The following is an 18846-nucleotide window of genomic DNA, read 5'->3' as shown; positions in this document are numbered from 1 at the left end:
GTTCCTTTCGTGGATCGCGTCAGTTGCCGGAGGCCATGGTGGGCAGCCAGGTGCTGATCTCCGGGAAGAAGATGAGCACTACCGTCACGATGACGGCCATCGGCATGAACCACCAGCACGCGTTGAAGACGTCGTTGAGGCGGATGTCCTGGCCCTGGTTGACCTCGGGCTCCTTCGTGATCTGGTGGATGATGAACGCGAGGATGCCGACCGGTGGTGTGACCACCGCGAGCTCTCCCATCAGCACCGCGAACGCGCCGTACCAGAGCAGTGACACGTCGAGCGCCGTCAACGTGGGCATGAGGATCGGGATGGTCAGCACCATCATCGGCAGCGGCTCCATGAAGGTGCCGAGCACGATGTAGACGACCATCATCATCAGCAGGAAGGTGACCCGGTTCAGGTCCATGGACTCGACCAGCTCGGCGAACCCGGTGCTGATGCCGGTCAGCGTGAACATCCGCGACAGCGCCTCGACACCGACGAGCATGAAGAAGATGCCGCCGACGCTGCTGACGGTCGCGACCGACGCGTCGGCGATGGCCCGCATCGGGCCGTTGCCCCACTTCCACACGACGGTGATCGCCAGGGAGACCACCGCGGCCACGGCGCCGGCCTCGGTGGCGGTGAAGGTGCCGGAGAACATGCCCCACACGATCACCACGATGAGGAGGGGAACCGGCCAGATCTTGACCAGGCTGCCGAACCGGTCGGCCCACGTCACCCGGCCCTGGGCGGCCGCCTCCTCGGCGACCGTCGGTGCCCACCGCTTGGCGAAGATGACGATCATGACGGTGAACAGCACCGCGACCAGGACGCCCGGTCCGATGCCGGCGAGCAGCTGCGGGCCGATCGGCACCTCGGCGATGCCGGCGTAGATCACCAGCATGATGCTCGGCGGGATCAGCTGGCCCGGGAGCCCGGCCACGATGACCGCGCCGATCGCGAGCCGCTTGTCGTAGCCGGCCTTGAGCATCTCGGGGATGCCGATCCGGGCGAGGGCGTACGCCGTGCCGACCGACGAGCCGCTCACCGAGGCCAGTCCCGCGCCGGCGAGGTTGGTCCCGACGGCGAGGCCGCCCGGCATCCAGCCCAGCCACTTGCGGCCGGCCACGTAGAGGCTCTCGGTGAGGCCCGCGCGCCACAGCAGCAGGCCCATCAGGATGAACATGGGGACCACGCTCAGCGTCCACTCGGCCACCTGGCCGTAGGGCAGCGTCTTGAACGTGCTCTCGACCAACAGCTCGCCGCGCAGCGCGTAGCTGCCCAGCAGCGCAGGGACGATCATCGCCAGCGCCACCGGAAGGCGCAGGAAGGTCAGGCAGAGCATCAGCACGATCGCGGCGATGCCGATGGCCTCGGGAACCAGCGGCAGGAACATCGCGACCGTGGATCCCACCACGAGCAGCATGGTGAGCACGAAGACGGCCCACGAACGCCCCGAGGCCGGGTGGCTCGCACCCTGCGGCTCGGTCGGGCCGGTCGGCGACGAGGCGGCCGTCGCGGGGACTGCGGTGTCGGCGCTCATCGCGCGTCCTCCTTCTTCTCCATCTCGTCGAGCTCCTCGAACAGGAGCACGTCGTCGGGATCGGTGACGACGTGCTGGGTGTCGCCCTTCACGATCGCCCGCACGGCGGCGTACAGGAACTGCACGACCAGCACGCCGAAGGCCAGTGGCACCAGGAAGTACGGCGGCCAGGCGGCCAGGTCGCTGACGCCGGCGGTCTTGCCGATGTCCTTGGCGTGCACGGCCTCGCCCCAGCCGAACCACGCGAAGCCCAGGCACACGACGGCGGCGAGCACCGAGAGCACGGCCAGCACGTAGCGCTTGGTGACCTCGGGGAACCGCTCGTAGATCAGGTCCGCGGCGATGTGCTGCCCGCGGGCCTGGGCCGCGATGAAGCCGAGGAACGCGATGATCGGGAGGTACCAGTACTGGGTGATCTCGAGCGTGTTGTCGATCGGCGCGTCCTTGAAGGTCCGCAGCAGCGCGTTGGCGGTGATGTGGATCATCATCACGAACGTCACCACCACGGCCGGGATCTCGATCAGCAGCTCCGGCTTCAGCCAGGGACGCCGCTTCGCTGCGTTGGTCATCTGTGTCTCCGTCGGGAGGAGGGGTGGTGCCCCGGGCCGGACGGCCCGGGGCACCGGGGTCGATCAGGAGGGGCGGTGCGCCGCGAGGATGTCCTCGGTGACGGCCGTCGTGTAGGCGGACATGTCGACCGAGTCCTTGTTCTCGGCCCACCAGGTGCCGAAGTCGGCGTAGCTGACGTCGTCGAGGCCGAAGCCGGCCACCTTCTCCTGCCAGGCGGTGTTGGCGTCCTGCATCGAGGTCACGAAGGCCTCGCCGTCGCTGAAGGCGTCGCTCTTGGCGAGGCCGGCGAGCAGCTTGTCGTTCTCGTCCTGGAGCACCGTGCGGGCATCCTCGTCGAAGGGCGCGATCTGGCCTCCGGCCTTGGCGACCGCTTCGGCCATGGCGGCGTTGTTGACGAAGATCTTCGACTCGATGTTGGCCTTCACGAAGATGTCGAGGCGGTCCCACAGGAGCTGCTGGGCGACCAGCGGCAGGCCCTCCCACGTCGTCTTGCTGAACACGAGCGCGCCCGGGGCGAGCGCGAAGCCCGCTGCGGGGTCGACGGTCACGTTCGGCGCGGAGTCCACGAAGCCGCCCAGGACCGCGACGGTCGGGCTGGAGACCGTGCAGTCGACGACGCCGCGCTGCAGGCTCTCGTAGAGCTCGGTGTAGGGGATCGAGGACGGCGAGCCGCCGAGCGCCTTGACCTGCGCCGACTGGGCCTGGCCGCCCGAGCCGACGGACGTGCCCTTGAGGGAGGCGAGGTCCGTGCGCGGCTTGGAGCAGAACAGGGCGTTCGCACCGGAGTTGTAGACCGGAACCAGCGGCACCAGGCCGTGCTCGTCGAACTCCTTCATGATCTCGTCGGACTCGAAGGCGACCTGGTTCGGCCAGGCGTTGGAGCTGAGCACGCCGTTGATGGCGCTCTGGTCGGAGATGAAGCCTCCCTCGATCAGCGTCGCGTTGGCCGGGTACTCGCTCGGGTCGTAGATCGGCAGCACGGACCCGATGTCGAGCCGGCCGTCGTTGAGCGCGTCGTCCGCCTCGGCGGGCTCGGCGACCGCGTTGGAGTACGAGATGTCGAACTTGATCTTGCCGCCGGACCAGTCCTCGACCGCCTTGTAGTACTCCTCCTGCGGGAGTCCGGTCACGGAGCCCTTGGGCGCCGGGGTCTGGGTGAGCAGGGTGATCGGGTCGATGTCCTCGAAGGCCTTCTGGTAGTCCGCCTTCGACGCGCCCGCGTCGACCCCCTCGCCGCCTGTACTTCCGGAGCCGCCCGATTCGGCACATCCGGCCAGGGCGCTCGCCCCGACCACCATCGTCGCCACGAGCATCGCTGCCCGTCGTGACCTCAGCACTCCAGTCATCAGCCTGAATCTCCGTCCTGCTGTCCCGCCCCCGGAGGGGCCCTGCGTCGTCGTGACGCGCGTCACGATCTGCATAATCATTAGCCTAGATTCGTCTCGCGTCAAGAGATCATGCTCATGAATTCACCACGACCTCGGAACGGCGCCCGTCGCCGGGGCACTGCCGGTCTCCCCAGGTCTCACTGGAGCCCGAGCCCCAGCTCGCGGGCCTGCTCCGCGCGGGCGGCGAGCTGCTCCCAGCTGTCGGGGTCGGGCCGGTAGGTCACCGAGCGGAGCGTGCCGGTGAACGGGAAGGTCCGCCGACGCTGATGGAGCTCCCAGGACACAGGTGAGCGGCGGCAGATGCCGACGTCGATGCCCTCGAAGGGAAGGAAGCTCAGGAACCGGACCAGGTCCCGGGCGACCAGCCGCTCGGTCCCGTCGACCAGCAGCGTCACGGTCCAGCGACCGCCGGTCACCTCGACCTGCAGCTCGAGGGCCGAGGACGGCCGGTCGAGGGGCACCGGGCCGAAGCGGTGCGGATCGCCGTACTGGTTCTGCTCGAACCACAGCGCTCCGTCCTCCACCCACAGCTGGTAGCCGCCCGCCTGGCCGCCGTGGGCCAGGACGACGCCCTCGTCGCCCGGCACGAAGTCCCAGTCGACGTCGACCGACCAGCGAGTGCCCTGGATGAGCAGGCTGGCGTGGTGCCGCTCGAGGGTCGGCGTGCCGGCGAGGATCCGCAGCGGCCGGGGAGCGGGCCGGGGTGGGTGCTGGATGTGCTTGAGGCCGGAGCCCTCGTCGAGCGGGAAGACCTGGTTGGCCCAGGCCGCCGCGTCGAACGCCTCGCGCAGCTCGGCCACCTTGGCAGGGTGCTCGTCGGCCACGTCGCGGCGCTGGGTGGGGTCGTCCGGCGCGAACAGCTGCCAGTGCTCCTCGCTGAACGCGACGCCCGGCTGCCGGTGCGTGGCCGCCTCCCAGCCGTCGCGGTAGAAGCCCCGGTTGCCGACGCACTCGGTGTACTGCTCGCGGTGACCGCTCGGCGCGTCCGGGTCGGCGATCGTGGCGACCAGGCTGGTGCCCGCGAGCGCGGCCGCCGCGCGGCCCTCGCGGGCGGTCGGCAGGTCGAGCCCGATCAGCTCGACGAGCGTCGGCAGGACGTCGGTGATGTGGGCGTACTGGCGCCGCAGCACCGCGCCTCGCTGCTCGATCCCCGCGGGCCACGACAGGATGAACGGCGACTGCTGGCCACCGCGCAGGGTGCTGAACTTGTAGAGCCGGAAGGGCGTGTTGCAGGCCATCGCCCAGCCCCGCGGGTAGTGCGGCCAGGTGGTCGGACCGCCCAGCCGGTCGAGGTGCTGGGGCAGCTCCTCGTCCACCGCGGGGACCACGCCCGGGGTCTGCATGTAGCCGAAGTAGGTGGCGGTGCCGGTGTCGGCACTGCTCGCCCACGACGGGAGGGGACGGGCCTGGTCGGTGAGCCGGGCCGCCCCGTTGTCGCTGCTGAAGACGATGACGGTGTTGTCGAGCTCGCCGAGGTCGGCGAGCAGCGCCCGGAGCCGGCCGACGCTGCGGTCGAGCGACTCGACCATGGCCGCGTAGACCTCCATGTGCCGCGCGTGCACGGCGCGCTCGGTCGCGTTGAGCTCGTCCCACGGCCGTACGTCGTGGCCCGCCTCGCAGTTGCGCGGCGGCAGCTCGGTCCCGGGCGGCATCACCCCGAGCTCGACCTGCCGGGCCAGGCGTCGCTCGCGGACGACGTCCCAGCCGTCGTCGTACCGGCCGCGGTGCCGGGCGATGTCCTCGGCCCGGGCGTGCATGGGGGCATGCACCGCTCCGTGGGAGAAGTACAGGAAGAACGGCTTGTCGGCGTCGGCCGCTCGCACCTCCCGGATCATCCGTTCGGCGCGGTCGGTGAGGTCGTCGGTGAGGTAGTAGCCGTCGGGGTACTCGTCGACGTGGACCACCGAGTTGCCCTCGTAGAGCCGGTGCGGGTGGTGGAAGTCGGTGAGTGCCTCGAGGAAGCCGTAGAACTGGTCGAAGCCGCGCTGCAGCGGCCAGTTGTGCCGGCTGCCGGCCTCGCTGAAGTCGTCCTCGCGGCACAGGTGCCACTTGCCGACCATCAAGGTGGCGTAGCCGTTGGCGCGGAAGACCTCGGGCAGCACCGGCTGGTCGAGCGGGAGCTCGGAGACGTAGCCGGGGAAGCCGGGGTCGATCTGGGTGGGGAAGCCGATCCCGGCGGCGTGGGCGTTGAGCCCGGTCATCAGCGCCGCGCGGGTCGGGGAGCACAGCGGGGTGACCCGGAAGTTGGTGTAGCGCAGGCCGTCGGCGGCCGTGCGGTCCAGGTGGGGCGTCGGGATCTCCGAGCCGAAGCACCCGACGTCGGAGAAGCCGAGGTCGTCGGCGAGGACGACGATCACGTTGGGGCTGCCTGGTCGCGCGGCCGGCCGCTCCGGCCACGACGGCGTGGACTCGGCCATCGTCGTACGGGCGCTCCCCTGCCAGCCCCGGTAGGGCTCGAACGGCGCGGGGCCGCTCACCGCACGCCCCGCCAGGCCAGCGTGCCGCCGTCGACGGGGACGATCACGCCGGTCAGGAAGGAGGCCGCGTCGGAGGCGAGGAAGCAGACCACCTGCGCGACCTCGTCGGGCCGGCCGAAGCGCGGGATGAGGTGGGCACCGGTCATGAACCGCTCCTGGGCCACCGGGTCGGCCGCCGAGGCGATCTTCTCCCGGGCCATCGGCGTCTCGATCGATCCGGGCGCGAAGGCGTTGCAGCGCACCTCGGGCGACAGCGAGATCGCGGTCGAGCGGGTGAGCTGGACGACGGCGCCCTTGCTCGCGGTGTACGCCGGCGAGGCGTAGCCGGTCAGGCCGGCGACCGAGGCGGCGTTCACGATCGAGGGGCCGCGGTCCGAGGCCCGCAGGGCGGGTGCGGCGGCTTGGGTGGCGACGTAGACGGCCTTGACGTTGACGTCCATCACCCGGTCCCAGACCTCCTCGGGGAGCAGGTCGACGCTCGCCCGGTCGGGGGCGAACGCGGAGTCGATGACGCCGGCGTTGTTGACCAGGGTGTCCAGCCCGCCGGCGGCCGTGGTCGCCGCGCCGACCATCGCCCGTACGTCGGCCATGTCGGTCAGGTCGACCCGGACCACCTGGCCCTTGCCACCGGCCTGCTCGACCAGCGCCAGGGTCTCCTCCGCGCCCTCCACGGCGATGTCGGCGACGGTGACGTACGCCGCGCCCTGGCGGGCCATCTCGACCGCGATCTCGCGGCCCATGCCCTGCGCCGCGCCCGTGACGAGCACTCGCTTGTCCTGCATCCGTCCTCCTGGGTCGGTGGTTGCTCAGTGGCCGTCGCTGCGCCAGGTGACGAGCGCGTCGAGCGCCTCGACCGTCGTCCCGTCCACCCGCAGCGGGTTGACCTCGAGCCCGTCGAAGGCAGTCCCGTGGGCCGCGTCCATCGCCTCGGCGAGACGGCCGATCCGTGCGACGGCCGCGGCGATCGCGGCCCTGTCGGCAGCCGGGCGGCCGCGCACGCCGTCGAGGAGCGCACCGCCGCGCAGGCCGGCCAGCATCCGCAGCACGGCGGCGTCGTCCACGGGCAGCGGCGCGAGCGCCACGTCGTCGAGCACCTCGACCAGCACGCCGCCGAGCCCGACGGCCAGCAGCAGGCCCCAGTCCTCGTCGCGGGTCACCCCGACCAGCAGCTCGGTCGCGGGCGGCCGCATCGGCGACATCAGCACGCCGTCGAGGCGCGCGTCGGGGCGGGCCGCGGCGCAGGTGGCGACCAGGTCGTCGTACGTCGTCGCGGCGGCCGCCGGCTCCACGCCGAGCCGGACACCGCCGATGTCGCTCTTGTGGCCGATGTCGGCCGAGACGATCTTCATGGCCAGTGCCGTGCCGGACTCGGCCGCCGCCTTGGCGGCGTCCTCGGCCGAGCGGACGTGCCACGACGGGACGGCGGGGACGCCGGCCGCGAGCAGGAGGTCGCGCGCGGCCGCCTCGGACAGCGGCTCCCCCGGCACCAGCGAGGTGACCTCGGCCAGGGCCGGCGCACCGGGCTCGGCACGCGGGAGCAGCCGGCGCGCGGACCACTGCGCCACCCGGGCGACGCCGTCGACCGCCAGCCGCAGGCCCGGGACCACGTGGCCGATGCCGCCGCTGGACAGGATCGCGCGCACCTGCGGGCCGACCGGTTGGCTGGTCTGGGTGACGTAGAGGACGGGGACGGCGGCGTCAGCGGCTCCGGCGCCGATGGCGTCGACGAACCTCTGCCCGTAGAAGGGCCGCCCGTCCTCTCTCCACGGCAGGCTGTTGATCGCGAGCACGGCACCGACGGAGGGGTCGGTGCCGACCGCGGTCACCGACGCGGTCCACAGGGTCGGGTCGATGATCGCGGCGCCGGTGATGTCGAGCGGGTTGTGGGCGTGGCCGAAGTCGGGCATCCGCTCCTGCAGCGCCGCCGTGGTGGCGGCCGACAGCTCGGGCAGGTCCGCGCCGACGGCGTCGGCGAGGTCGGCGACGATGTCACAGGCGCCGCCGGAGATGGAGACCACGCCGATGCCGGGACGCTCGAGCGGTCCGGTGTGGGCGGCGATGCCGGCGGTCACCAGCATCTCCTCGATGGTGTCGACCCGGATCACGGCGAGGTCGGCGAGCATGGCGTCGACGACTCGGTCGTCGCCGACCAGCGCTCCGGTGTGGGAGGCGGCGGAGCGAGCGGCGAGCTCGCTGCGGCCGGCCTTGAGCACCACGACGGCCTTGCCGGCGGCGGCCGCGCGTCGGGCCGCGGCGGCGAACACGGCCGGCTCCTTGATGCTCTCCATGAAGATCGCGACCGCACGCACCGCGTCGTCGTCGACCAGGGCGTCGACGAGGTGGCCGACGGTCACCATCGCCTCGTTGCCGACGGTGAGCACGTGGGACAGGCCGACGCCGGCCATCGCCGCGAACTCCTTCATCGCCCCGCAGCTCGCGCCGCTCTGGGAGACCAGGGCCACCGGGCCCGGCTCGGTCGGCGGGTCGGAGAGGGCCATCGCCGGGATGCCCGCGCCGACGTTGACCAGGCCGAGCACGTTGGGGCCGAGCAGCGCGATGCCGAGCTCGGCGGCGAGGGCCACCAGCTCGTCCTGGCGGGCGCGGCCCTCCGGGCCGGTCTCGGACCACCCGGAGCTGAGCACGACCGCGGCGCGCGCACCCGCCGCGGCGGCGTCACGCAGGGCGTCGGCGGCGGCCGCCGCCGGCACCATCACGTGCACCAGGTCGATGACCGTCCCGGTCCGCCGACGCGCCTCCGCGCAGGTCGGGTACGTCGCCCGCCCGTGCACCTCGGCCCGGCGCGGGTTGACCAGGAACGTGCGGTCCTCGTGCCCGGCGGCGACCAGGTTGGCGTGCAGCAGGGTCGAGAAGGTCGACTTGTCGCTGGCGCCGATCAGCGCGAAGGTGCGCGGGTTCAGCAGGGCGTCGACGGACTCTCGGGTGACCACCGGGTCACACCTCCTCGGGGTCGGGGTCGCCGACGCGGCGGCCCGCCTCACGGCGTCCCGCCTGGTCGGCGTACTTCTCGTCGGCCATCGGCGAGGAGCCTCCGGCGCCGGTCATGCCCGCGTCGACCGGCAGCACGACGCCGGTGACGAAGGCCGCGTCGTCGCTGGCGAGGTAGACGACGCCCGCGGCCACGTCGGCGGGCCGCAGCGGCCGGCTCATGTAGCGGGAGCGATCCAGTGCCGCCTCGGCGCCGGCCAGGTCGTCGGCGCCGCCGGCGACGAGGTCGGCCGTCATCGAGGTCACCACCGCGCCGGGGATCACGACGTTGGCCCGGACGCCGAACGGCCGCAGCTCGGCGGCCACGGAGTTGGAGAGGCCGATGACGCCGGCCTTGACCGCGCTGTAGACGTGGGCTCCGACGCCGCCGAGCACCGCGGCCGGGCTCGACGTCGAGATGATCACGCCCGAGCCCTGCGGCTTCATCACCCGGGCGGCGTGCTTCATCCCGAGCAGCACGCCGCGCAGGTTGACCGCGATCGTGAGGTCGGCGTCCTCCGTGCGGGTCCGGTCGATAGGGCCGACGGCGCCGATGATCCCGGCGTTGTTGAACATGACGTCGAGGCGCCCGAAGTGCGCGACCGCGGTGTCGACCAGGTCGCTGACCGAGGCCTCGTCGGTGACGTCGGTACGACGGAACAGGGCCCGCTCGCCCAGCTCCGCCGCGAGCGCCTCCCCCGCCTCGGCCTGCAGGTCGGCGATGACGATGCTGGCGCCCTCGGCGTGGAACGCGCGGACCGTGCCCGCGCCGATCCCGCAGGCGCCTCCGGTGACGACCGCGACCTTGCCCGCGAGCCGGCCGGTCGCACCGCTCACAGGCCCACCGCGATGGACTTGGTCTCCAGGAAGGCGGCGAAGCCCTCGGGACCCATCTCGCGGCCGATGCCGGACTGCTTGAAGCCGCCGAAGGGCGAGCCGTAGGCCTGCGGGCGCCCGTTGATGCTGACCATGCCGGTACGCACCCGGCGTGCGAGCGCCACCGCGCGGCCGTCGTCGCCGCTCCACACGGAGCCGGACAGGCCGTACACGGAGTCGTTGGCGATGCGCACGGCGTCGTCCTCGTCGTCGTACGCGATGACCGCCACGACCGGCCCGAAGATCTCCTCCTGGGCGACCCGCATGCCGTTGTCGACGCCGGCCAGCAGCGTCGGCGGGACGAACCAGCCGGCCTCGAGCTCGGGCGGCAGGGTCAGGGTCTCGCCACCGGTCACCACGCGCGCGCCCTCCTGGCGGCCGATCGTGATGTAGCCGGCGACCCGGTCACGCTGTCGCTCGCTGACCATCGGGCCGATCCTCGTCTCGGCGAGCATCGGGTCGCCGACCGTCTGGGCGCGCATCGCGTCGGCGAGGGCGTCGACCACCTCGGCCTCGCGCGAGCGGGGCACCAGCACCCGGGTCTGCGCGATGCAGGCCTGGCCGTTGACCATCATCGCCATCGGCAGCAGGGCGGGCACCACGGTGGAGACGTCGGCGTCGTCGAGGATGATCGCCGCGGACTTGCCGCCGAGCTCGAGGGTCACCCGGGCGACGCGCTGTGCCGCGGCGGCCATGATCCGCTTGCCCGCCAGGCTGCTGCCGGTGAAGGCGATCTTGTCGACGTCGGGGTGCTCGACGAGGTGCTCACCGGCCTCGCGGTCGCCGGGAATGATGCTGAGCACGCCCTCGGGCAGGCCGGCCTCCAGCAGCGCGTCCGCGAAGGCGTACGCCGTCAGCGGGGTCTCCGGCGGCGGCTTGAGCACGACCGAGCAGCCGGCGGCGAGCGCCGGGGTGATCTTGAGCGACGGGGTGCTGAGCGGGCCGTTCCAGGGCGTGATCGCGGCGACGACGCCGACCGGCTCCTGGGTGACCAGGCTGGCGTTGCGCCCGTCGGAGCGGATCTCGTCGTACGCGAACGCCTTGGCGTGGTCGGCGTAGTAGCGGGTGTGCCGGATCGGGTTGGGGACGTGGGCCATCTCGCTGAACCACAGCGGGCAGCCGAGCTCGGAGGTGATGCTGACCGCGAGGTCGTCCGCCCGCTTCTCGAGGTGGTCGGCGGCGCGGTGCAGGACCTCGGCCCGCTCCTCGGGCGGCGTGCGCGACCAGACGCCCGCGTCGAACGAGGTGCGTGCGGCCGCCACGGCGGCGTCGACATCGGCGTTCGACGCGAGTGCGGCCCGGCCGACCAGGGCCCGCGTCGCCGGGTTGCGGACCTCGATCACCTCACCACTCCGCGGCGGCTGCCAGGTGCCTCCGATGAACAGCTCGGGCCGGTCGGTCAACGACATGGGGGTGGGCCTCCCTCTGGCGGCAGCGCGCCTCACGGGTGTCTATTGCTGATAATGAAACATACCGTATTGTTCCACGTGACGCCAGCCACAACCCGCAGGAGTGAGCCCATGGAAGCACCACGTGTCGTGATCGTCGGAGCCGGCCTGGCCGGACTCCGCACGGCTGAGCGCCTTCGCCGTGGCGGGTACGACGGCCGCCTGGCCCTGGTGGGCGCGGAGCCGCACCTCCCCTACGACCGCCCGCCCCTGTCCAAGGCCCTGCTGGCAGGTGACGACGAGGTCTTGCCCCCGCTGCTGCGGGCCGCGGACCGGTTCGACGAGCTCGACCTCGACCTGCGCCTCGGTGTCCGGGCCAACGCTCTGGACGCGGTCAACCGCACCCTCGACCTCGCCGACGGCACCACCCTCACCTGGGACCATCTCGTCCTGGCGACCGGCCTGACCGCCCGCGCCGTGCCGGCCTGGTCCGGCATCGCCGGCGTGCACACCCTGCGCACCGTCGACGACTGCGCCGCGATCCGCTCGGCCGCGACCGGCGCCCGGCACGCGACCGTGGTCGGCGCCGGTGTCCTCGGCAGCGAGATCGCGAGCAGCCTGCGGCGGCGCGGCCTGCACGTCGACCTGGTCGACCCGCTGCCCCAGCCGCTGTGCCGCGTCGTGGGCGAGCAGGTCGGCGGGTTCGTCGCCGGCCTGCACCGCGCGCACGGCGTCGGTCTCCACCTCGGCGCCTCGGTCGCCGACCTCGGCGTCACCGACGGACGGGTCCGCTCCGTCCGGCTCGCCGACGGCACCACGTGGGACACCGACCTCGTCGTCGTCGCGGTCGGCGGCGCACCCGACACGACCTGGCTCGAGGACTCCGGCATCGAGCTCGCCGACGGCGTCGCCGTCGACGCGTACGGCGCCGCGTCGGCCCCCGGGGTGTGGGCCGTCGGCGACGTCGCCGCGGCGGCCGACCCGCGCGGCGAGGGCCGAGTGCGCATCGAGCACTGGACCGCGGCCGGCGACCTGGCCGCCACCGTCGCCCGCAACCTGCTCGCCGTCCTGCGCGGCGAGGAGCCGAGCCCCCACGCCGAGCTTCCCTACATGTGGAGCGACCAGTACGACACGAAGGTGCAGTGCCTGGGCCTGCCCCGCGCCACCGACGAGGTCGTGGTGCTCACCGGGTCGCTCGACGAGGGCTGCTTCCTGGCCGCCCACGTCGAGGGCGGCCGGGTGCGGGCGGTGTCCGGGGCGGGGCTGCCCGCCGCGCTGATGCGCTGCCGTGCGGCGGTGGCGGCCGCCGTACCACTGGACGAGCTGCGTGCGCTCGCGCCCTGGGAGAGGAGGAAGGTGTCGGCATGAGCCTCGACCTGCAGTCGCTGATCGACCGGGTCGCCCGGCTCGAGGAGGCCGAGCTGGCCCGCAACCTGCTGCACGCCTACGCGGAGGCGCTGGACGACCCCGTGCCCGAGGAGGTCGCCGCGCTCTTCGCCGAGGAGGGCGTGTTGAGCGTCCCGGCGGGCGACTTCACCGGTCGCGCCGCCGTCGCCGGGTTCTACCGCGACCGGCTGGCGGGGGCGTCGGAGAAGCGGCACTTCATCATGAACGTGCGCACCCGCCCGCAGGGCCCGGGGCTGGTGGAGGTCGCGTCGTACTTCCTCTTCACCTCCCGCGACGACCACGCGAGCGGCCTCGGGTGGGGCACCTACCTCGACCTGGTCGAGGTCGAGGGCGGCGTGGCGCGGATCCGTCGCAAGACGATCACCCCGCACCTCGCCACCGACCTCGACCAGGGCTGGGCGGTCACCGGAACGCCGGCAGGACCTCGTTCCTGAACGTCTCCAGCGTCTGCAGCATCCGGTCCTGCGGCAGGTCGTACCACTGCATCCGCAAGATCACGTGGGTGATGCCGATGGCCTCGAGCTCCTTGAGCTGCTCGATCGCCGTGGTCGGGTCGCAGAACAGGTAGGACTTGTCGGCGACGTCGGCCAGGCCGTCCTGGCCCTTGAGGTGCCGGTAGCTGCTGGTCTGGTCGGGCGCCTCGAACTCGGAGTACTTCCGGGTGTTCTCGCCGCGGTAGTGCAGGCCGATCTCGCGCGCCTTCTCCGCGTCGGGGTCGAGGACGAGCTCGCGTCGTACGACGACCTCCTGGGCCGGTCCGCGACCGAGCCGCTCGCGCTCGTCGGCATAGAAGGCGAGGATGGTGCGCAGCTTCTCGGGCTCCGCGTGCGGCGGCACGATCCACGCGTCGCCGAGCGCGGCGGCACGGCGGGCACCGGCCTTGTGGACGCCCGCGCCGACCCAGATCGGCGGGCCGCCGTCCTGCACGGCCGGGATCCCGATCGACTCGCCCTTGAGTGTGAAGTGCTCGCCCTCGAAGTCGACGACCTCGTTGCTCCACAGCCGGCGCAGCAGCTCGACGCTCTCGGTGTAGCGCTGCACACGGTCGTCCATCGAGATGCCGAAGGCGTCGTACTCGTTGCTGCGGTAGCCCATACCGAGGCCGGCGACCGCGTGACCGCCGGTGACCTGGTCGAGGGTGGCGAACTCCTCGGCCACGGCGACGGGGTGACGCAGCGGCAGGATGAACATGTTGGTGCCCAGGCGCATGTCGCCGGCGTGCTCGGCCAGCGCGGCCAGTGCGACGAGCGGCTGCAGGGTCTGCATGTTGCCGAGGAAGTGGTTGAGCATCCAGGCCGACGTGATGCCGCTGTCGCGCGCGGCGCGGGTCTGCTCGCGCAGCTCGCCGATCCGGGCCGAGGGCGAGATGTGGGGCGGGAAGTCGTTCTGCAGCGCGAGGCCGAACGTCAGCGCCATGGGTTCCTCCAGACAGTCGGGGACAACTCAGACCAAATACATACTATTCATATTCATGGATCTTGCCTAGGGTGGACGGGACGACAACCCCAGCATCCAGGAGGCAGCCGCCCATGACCCGGACCTACGAGGACCTCGAGCCGACCGACGCGGACTGGACCCGCTGGACCGGGGCGCGGGTGCTGCGCCGCCAGGCCGCGGAACGGGGCGAGAAGACCTTCCTGATCGCCCCCGAGGAGGACGTCGAGATCACCTTCGGCGAGCTCCTCGAGGGTGCCGAGCGGGTGGCCGGCGGTCTGCACGCGGCCGGTGCCGCGGGCGGCGACCGGGTCGTCATCATGGCGAAGAACTCCTCGCGGTTCGTGCTCAGCTGGTTCGGTACGGCGATCGGCGACCTCGTCGAGGCCCCGATCAACACGGCCTACGAGGGCGAGTTCCTGCGCCACCAGGCCCAGCTCGTCGACGCCCGCTGGGCGATCGTCGACGACGACCTCGCCGACCGCTTCATCGCGCTGCGCGACCAGCTCGGCACGATCGAGGCGTTCTGGGTGATCGACAGCGCGGGCGGAGCGGCGGCCGCCGTCCAGCGGCTGCGCGCCGCGGGCTGGCGGGCCGAGGAGTGGGAGGCCCTGCGCACCGCCGAGCGGTACGACGGCCCCGAGCCCGACGCGCGCGACCTCACCGCCGTCTTCTTCACCTCCGGCACGACGGGCCTGTCGAAGGGCGTCTCGATGCCGAACGCCCAGATGAGCTTCTTCTCCGAGCTGACCCGCTGCCTGACCCGGTTCACCGAGGACGACACCTGGCTCTCGGTGACCCCGCTGTTCCACGGCAACGCGCAGTACATGGCGGTCTACCCCGCGCTCATCGCGGGCGGCCGCGCGGTGATCCGGTCCCGCTTCAGCGCGAGCCGCTGGGTCGACCAGCTGCGCGAGCACGACGTGACCGTCACCAACTTCCTCGGCGTCATGATGGACTTCGTCTGGAAGCAGCCAGAGCGCCCCGACGACGCCGACAACCCGCTGCGCTGCGTGTTCGCCGCGCCGACGGCGTCCTCGATCCTCGCGGAGTTCAAGGAGCGCTTCGGCATCGAGGCCTTCGTCGAGGTCTACGGCACCACCGAGACCACGACCCCGATCCTCAGCCCCTACGGCGAGGACCGCCCCGCCGGCGCGGCCGGCCTCAACGCCGCGAAGTGGTACGACGTGACGATCGTCGACCCCGACACCGACATGGAGGTGCCGGTCGGCGAGGTGGGCGAGTTCTGCGTGCGACCGAGGCACCCGTGGATCAGCAGCCGCGGCTACTACAACATGCCGGAGAAGACGGCCGAGGTGTGGCGCAACCTGTGGTTCCACACCGGCGACGCGGTCCGCCGCGACGAGGACGGCTGGTACTACTTCGTCGACCGGATCAAGGACGCGATCCGGCGCCGGGGCGAGAACATCAGCTCCTACGAGGTGGAGCAGGCGCTGCTCGGCCATCCCGCGATCGCGGAGTGCGCCGTCATCGGCATCCCCGCCGACAGCGAGGCGGGCGAGGACGAGGTGATGGCGGTCATCGTCGCCGACGGCGCCATCACGCCCGCCGAGGTGTGGGCCTGGTGCGAGGGCCGGATCCCGGCGTTCGCGATCCCGCGCTTCCTGCGCTTCCGCAAGGACCTGCCCCTCACCCCGTCGGAGAAGATCCAGCGCAACGTGCTGCGCGACGAGGCGGCCACCGCCGACGACGTCGTCGACCGCGAGGCCGTCAGGGCGGACGCGTGAGCGTCCGGGCGGTCCAGGTCGTCGACCTGGTCGGCCCGGACGGGTTGCGGCTCGCCGACGTACCGGACCCCGGCGGCCCGGACGACGTCGTCGTGGACGTGCACCACGCGGGCGTCAGCTTCCCCGACCTGCTGATGAGTCAGGGCCGCTACCAGCGCAGGCCTCCCGTGCCCTTCACCCCGGGCGTCGAGGTCTCCGGTCTCGTCGTGTCGGCGCCCGCCGGCTCGGGCTTCGCGCCCGGCGACCGGGTGGCGAGCTTCGTGCGGGCCGGCGGGTGGGCGACCCGGGTCGCGGCGCGGCCGGAGCTGACCTTCGCGCTGCCCGACGAGATCGGCCTGCGGGCGGGCGCGGGCCTGCCGATGAACTACCTCACCGCGCACCTCGCGCTGACCCGGCGCGGGGACCTGCACGCCGGCGAGACCCTCGTCGTGCACGGCGCGGCCGGTGGCCTCGGCACCGCTCTGGTGCAGGCCGGCCGGGCACTGGGCGCCCTGGTCGTCGCGGTCGTCTCGACCCGGGCGAAGGCACGGCTCGCGACGGACGCCGGCGCGGACCACGCGGTGCTCGCCGAGGGCTGGACCGACGCCGTCCGGGCCCTGGCCCCCGAGGGCGTGGCCGTCGTCGCCGACACCGTCGGCGGGGACCGGTTCCTCGACTCGGTGCGGATCCTGCGCAAGGAGGGGCGCCTGCTCGTGCTCGGCTTCGCCGCGGGCGAGATCCCGTCGGTGCCGGCGAACCGGCTGCTGCTCAAGAACGTCGACGTGCGCGGGATCGCCTGGGGCAGTCTCATCGAGGACGAGCCGTGGTACCCGCCCCGGCAGTGGAAGGACGTCCTCGGCTGGGTGGCCGCAGGGCACGTCCGCCCGGTCGTCGGGCCCGAGCTGCCGATGGAGCGGGCCGGCGACGCGCTGCGCCTGCTCGCGGACCGCGGAGCGACCGGCAAGGTGACGCTGCGGATGCCCGCAGCCGACGAGACAGCCGACGAGACGGCCGACGAGACAGGAGAGCAGGATGGGTGAGGTGCACGTCGCCGCGCGCGGCGAGGCCGTGTGGATCACGTTCGACGCGCCACAGCGCCGCAACGCCTTCGACCCGGACATGGCCGCGAGGGCCGTCGCGGCGCTGGAGGACAGCACGAGCGCCCGGGCGGTGGTGATCACCGGCGCCCCGGGCGGCTTCTGTGCCGGGGGCGCCCTCGACCTGCTCGGCACGCCGGACCTGCCCGAGATGCGCGGCCTGTACCGGATGTCGCTGCGGCTCTTCGACGCCGTGCGCAACCACCCACGCCCGGTGATCGCGGCCGTCAACGGCGCCGCGGCCGGCGGCGGCAACGAGCTCGTCGTCGCCTGCGACCTGGCGATCGCGGCCGAGTCGGCCACCTTCGGCCAGACCGGGCCACGCGTGGGAAGCGCCCCGGTGACGGGCGCGACCAACGTGCTCGGCGTACAGATCGGCGAGAAGCGGGCCAAGGAGATGGCCTTCCTGTGCCGGCGCTACTCCGCGCAGCAGGCCCTGGACCTCGGCCTCGTCAACCAGGTGGTCCCCGACGACGAGCTGGTCGCGACCGTCGACGCGCTGGTCGAGGAGATCGCGACCCTGAGCCCGCGCTACCTCGAGATCGCGAAGGTCAGCTCCAATGTGTGGTGGAACGCCGCCCGCGACAACTTCCTGTCCGGCCTCGGCATGCTGGTGCAGGCCGTCGGCAGCGACGACATGATCGAGGGCGCGACGTCCTTCCTCGAGAAGCGCCGCCCGACCTTCCCGCCGCCGCGATGAGTCGCGACCGGCTGCTCCGGCTGGAGGAGATCGAGGCGACGCGGGGGCTGCTGGCGTCGTACGCCCGGGCGGCCGACGCCGCGTCCCTCGACGCGATGCTCGCGCTCTTCGCACCGGACGGCGTCGTCGCCAACCGGCGCGGGGAGTTCGCCGGCCCCACGGCGATCGGCGGCTACTTCGCCGGCGCCTGGGGCGAGAGCCCCGCGGACAAGCGGCACTTCGTCACCAACGTCACGGTGGCCTGGCGCGGGCCGGGCGAGGTACGGGCGGAGGCCTACTTCCTCTTCGTCGCGCGCACGCCCGGTGCCTCCACCCTCGGCTGGGGCCGGTACGACGCGGACGTCCGCGTCGAGGACGGCGAGGCGCGCTTCGCGCGGCTGCGGATGGACCTCGACGTGGCCACCGACCTCGCGACCGGGTGGCCCGCCGGGTAGTCAGTCGAGCTCGACGTCCAGCTCGACGTCCTGCATCCCACGCCACGCCATGGTCCCGCCGTCGACCGGCACGTTGATGCCGGTGAGGAAGGACGCCGCGTCGCTGGCCAGGAAGCAGGCCACCTGGGCGATCTCGTTGACGGTGCCGCGGCGCGGGATGAGGTGGGTGCCGTACATCGCGCGCGCCGTGGCCAGGCGGTCCGACGCCGCGGCGAGGTGCGAGTCGCCCATCGGCGTCTTGATCGCGCCCGGCGAGTAGCAGTTGGCACGCACGTGCGGCGCGAGGTTGATCGCCGTGGTGCGGGTGAGCTGGATGACGGCGGCCTTGGTCGCGGCGTAGGCCGCCATGCCGGCGCCCGTCATCCCGGACACGGACGCGGCGTTGACGATGCTCGGGCCCCGGTCGGAGGCGCGCAGGTGAGGCGCGGCGTACTTCGTCGTCAGCCACACCGCCTTGAGGTTGATGTCGTTGACCGCGTCCCACGCGTCCTCGTCGAGGGTGTCGACGCCGACCTCGTCCGCGTCGGTGAACAGGTGGTCGAGCACGCCGGCGTTGTTGACCAGCACGTCGAGTCCACCGGCCCAGCCGGCGACGTCGTCGATCATCGAGCGGATCTCGACGGACGAGCGCAGGTTCGCGACCACGCCCCGCGCGTCCGCGCCCTCGGCCCGCACCAGCGCCTCGGTCTCGGCGAGGCCGTCGGGCTCGACGTCGGTGAGCCCGACGTGCGTGGCGCCCTGCCGCGCGGCCTCGAGGGCGATCTCGCGGCCCATCCCGCGGGCGGCTCCGGTGATCAGCACCCGCTTCGGTCCCAGGGTCATGGTGTTCTCCTTC

Annotated in this window: 16 protein-coding genes; 6 read left to right on the top strand and 10 right to left on the bottom strand. The window is 72.6% G+C overall.

Translation table 11 applies throughout. From position 1 onward, the window contains the following. Window positions 1–19 precede the first annotated feature (19 nt). The 8 genes from FBY23_RS06295 to FBY23_RS06260 all read right to left on the bottom strand — a co-directional run bounded on the left by FBY23_RS06295 (window position 20) and on the right by FBY23_RS06260 (window position 11233). A complete protein-coding gene (locus FBY23_RS06295) occupies window positions 20–1528 on the bottom strand; it encodes a TRAP transporter large permease (protein ID WP_141797370.1) in 1509 nt (502 codons plus the stop codon). Continuing rightward, window positions 1525–2097: a TRAP transporter small permease gene (locus FBY23_RS06290; protein WP_141797369.1), complete on the bottom strand. Its 573-nt coding sequence runs from the start codon at window positions 2095–2097 to the stop codon at window positions 1525–1527. The genes FBY23_RS06295 and FBY23_RS06290 overlap by 4 nt, the downstream gene beginning before the upstream one ends. Window positions 2098–2160: 63 nt before the next feature. Then, a complete protein-coding gene (dctP, locus tag FBY23_RS06285) occupies window positions 2161–3444 on the bottom strand; it encodes a TRAP transporter substrate-binding protein DctP (RefSeq protein ID WP_141797368.1) in 1284 nt (427 codons plus the stop codon). 179 nt (window positions 3445–3623) lie between these two features. Further along, window positions 3624–5963 (bottom strand): arylsulfatase, encoded by a 2340-nt coding sequence (locus FBY23_RS06280; protein ID WP_141797367.1) that lies wholly within the window; start codon window positions 5961–5963, stop codon window positions 3624–3626. After that, on the bottom strand, window positions 5960–6745 hold the full coding sequence (locus tag FBY23_RS06275; RefSeq protein WP_141797366.1) for an SDR family NAD(P)-dependent oxidoreductase: 786 nt from the start codon (window positions 6743–6745) through the stop codon (window positions 5960–5962). The genes FBY23_RS06280 and FBY23_RS06275 overlap by 4 nt, the downstream gene beginning before the upstream one ends. A gap of 24 nt (window positions 6746–6769) precedes the next feature. Continuing rightward, complete coding sequence (locus FBY23_RS06270; RefSeq protein WP_141797365.1) at window positions 6770–8911, bottom strand: acetate--CoA ligase family protein; 2142 nt, start codon at window positions 8909–8911, stop codon at window positions 6770–6772. Between the two features lie 4 nt (window positions 8912–8915). Then, window positions 8916–9785 carry an SDR family oxidoreductase gene (locus FBY23_RS06265; RefSeq protein ID WP_141797364.1) on the bottom strand — a complete coding sequence of 290 codons (870 nt, stop codon included), beginning with the start codon at window positions 9783–9785 and terminating at the stop codon, window positions 8916–8918. Then, the gene (locus FBY23_RS06260; RefSeq protein WP_141797363.1) at window positions 9782–11233 is read right to left on the bottom strand and encodes an aldehyde dehydrogenase; all 1452 of its coding nucleotides are present in this window, start codon (window positions 11231–11233) and stop codon (window positions 9782–9784) included. Before FBY23_RS06260 ends, FBY23_RS06265 begins: the two co-directional genes overlap by 4 nt. Before the next feature lie 111 nt (window positions 11234–11344). On the opposite strand from FBY23_RS06260, the gene FBY23_RS06255 reads away from it, so the two are divergent. Continuing rightward, window positions 11345–12580, top strand: coding sequence for an NAD(P)/FAD-dependent oxidoreductase (locus tag FBY23_RS06255; RefSeq protein ID WP_141797362.1), 1236 nt, complete (start codon window positions 11345–11347; stop codon window positions 12578–12580). Next, window positions 12577–13053 (top strand): nuclear transport factor 2 family protein, encoded by a 477-nt coding sequence (locus FBY23_RS06250; protein ID WP_141797361.1) that lies wholly within the window; start codon window positions 12577–12579, stop codon window positions 13051–13053. Before FBY23_RS06255 ends, FBY23_RS06250 begins: the two co-directional genes overlap by 4 nt. Here FBY23_RS06250 and FBY23_RS06245 read toward each other — a convergent pair. Then, window positions 13022–14035, bottom strand: a complete 1014-nt coding sequence (locus FBY23_RS06245) for an LLM class flavin-dependent oxidoreductase (RefSeq protein ID WP_141797360.1) — start codon at window positions 14033–14035, stop codon at window positions 13022–13024. The two genes, FBY23_RS06250 and FBY23_RS06245, sit on opposite strands and share 32 nt — an antisense overlap. Before the next feature lie 113 nt (window positions 14036–14148). Between FBY23_RS06245 and FBY23_RS06240 the strand changes: the two genes are divergently transcribed. Genes FBY23_RS06240 through FBY23_RS06225 form a run of 4 tightly spaced genes read left to right on the top strand, consistent with a single transcriptional unit; the run spans window position 14149 to window position 18011 of the window. Next, window positions 14149–15801 (top strand): AMP-binding protein, encoded by a 1653-nt coding sequence (locus tag FBY23_RS06240; protein ID WP_141797359.1) that lies wholly within the window; start codon window positions 14149–14151, stop codon window positions 15799–15801. Next, on the top strand, window positions 15798–16820 hold the full coding sequence (locus FBY23_RS06235; protein WP_141797358.1) for an NADPH:quinone oxidoreductase family protein: 1023 nt from the start codon (window positions 15798–15800) through the stop codon (window positions 16818–16820). Before FBY23_RS06240 ends, FBY23_RS06235 begins: the two co-directional genes overlap by 4 nt. Beyond that, the gene (locus tag FBY23_RS06230) at window positions 16813–17577 is read left to right on the top strand and encodes an enoyl-CoA hydratase/isomerase family protein (RefSeq protein WP_141797357.1); all 765 of its coding nucleotides are present in this window, start codon (window positions 16813–16815) and stop codon (window positions 17575–17577) included. Before FBY23_RS06235 ends, FBY23_RS06230 begins: the two co-directional genes overlap by 8 nt. Further along, window positions 17574–18011, top strand: a complete 438-nt coding sequence (locus FBY23_RS06225) for a nuclear transport factor 2 family protein (protein ID WP_141797356.1) — start codon at window positions 17574–17576, stop codon at window positions 18009–18011. The genes FBY23_RS06230 and FBY23_RS06225 overlap by 4 nt, the downstream gene beginning before the upstream one ends. Here FBY23_RS06225 and FBY23_RS06220 read toward each other — a convergent pair whose 3' ends face one another. Continuing rightward, complete coding sequence (locus FBY23_RS06220; protein ID WP_141797355.1) at window positions 18012–18833, bottom strand: SDR family NAD(P)-dependent oxidoreductase; 822 nt, start codon at window positions 18831–18833, stop codon at window positions 18012–18014. It lies immediately after the preceding gene. Window positions 18834–18846: the final 13 nt, after the last annotated feature.

It is taken from the genome of Nocardioides sp. SLBN-35 (assembly GCF_006715725.1).
Taxonomy (GTDB): domain Bacteria; phylum Actinomycetota; class Actinomycetes; order Propionibacteriales; family Nocardioidaceae; genus Nocardioides.
The sequence above is the reverse complement of the archived record's forward strand: the minus strand, read 5'-3'. Positions and strand labels throughout refer to the sequence as shown.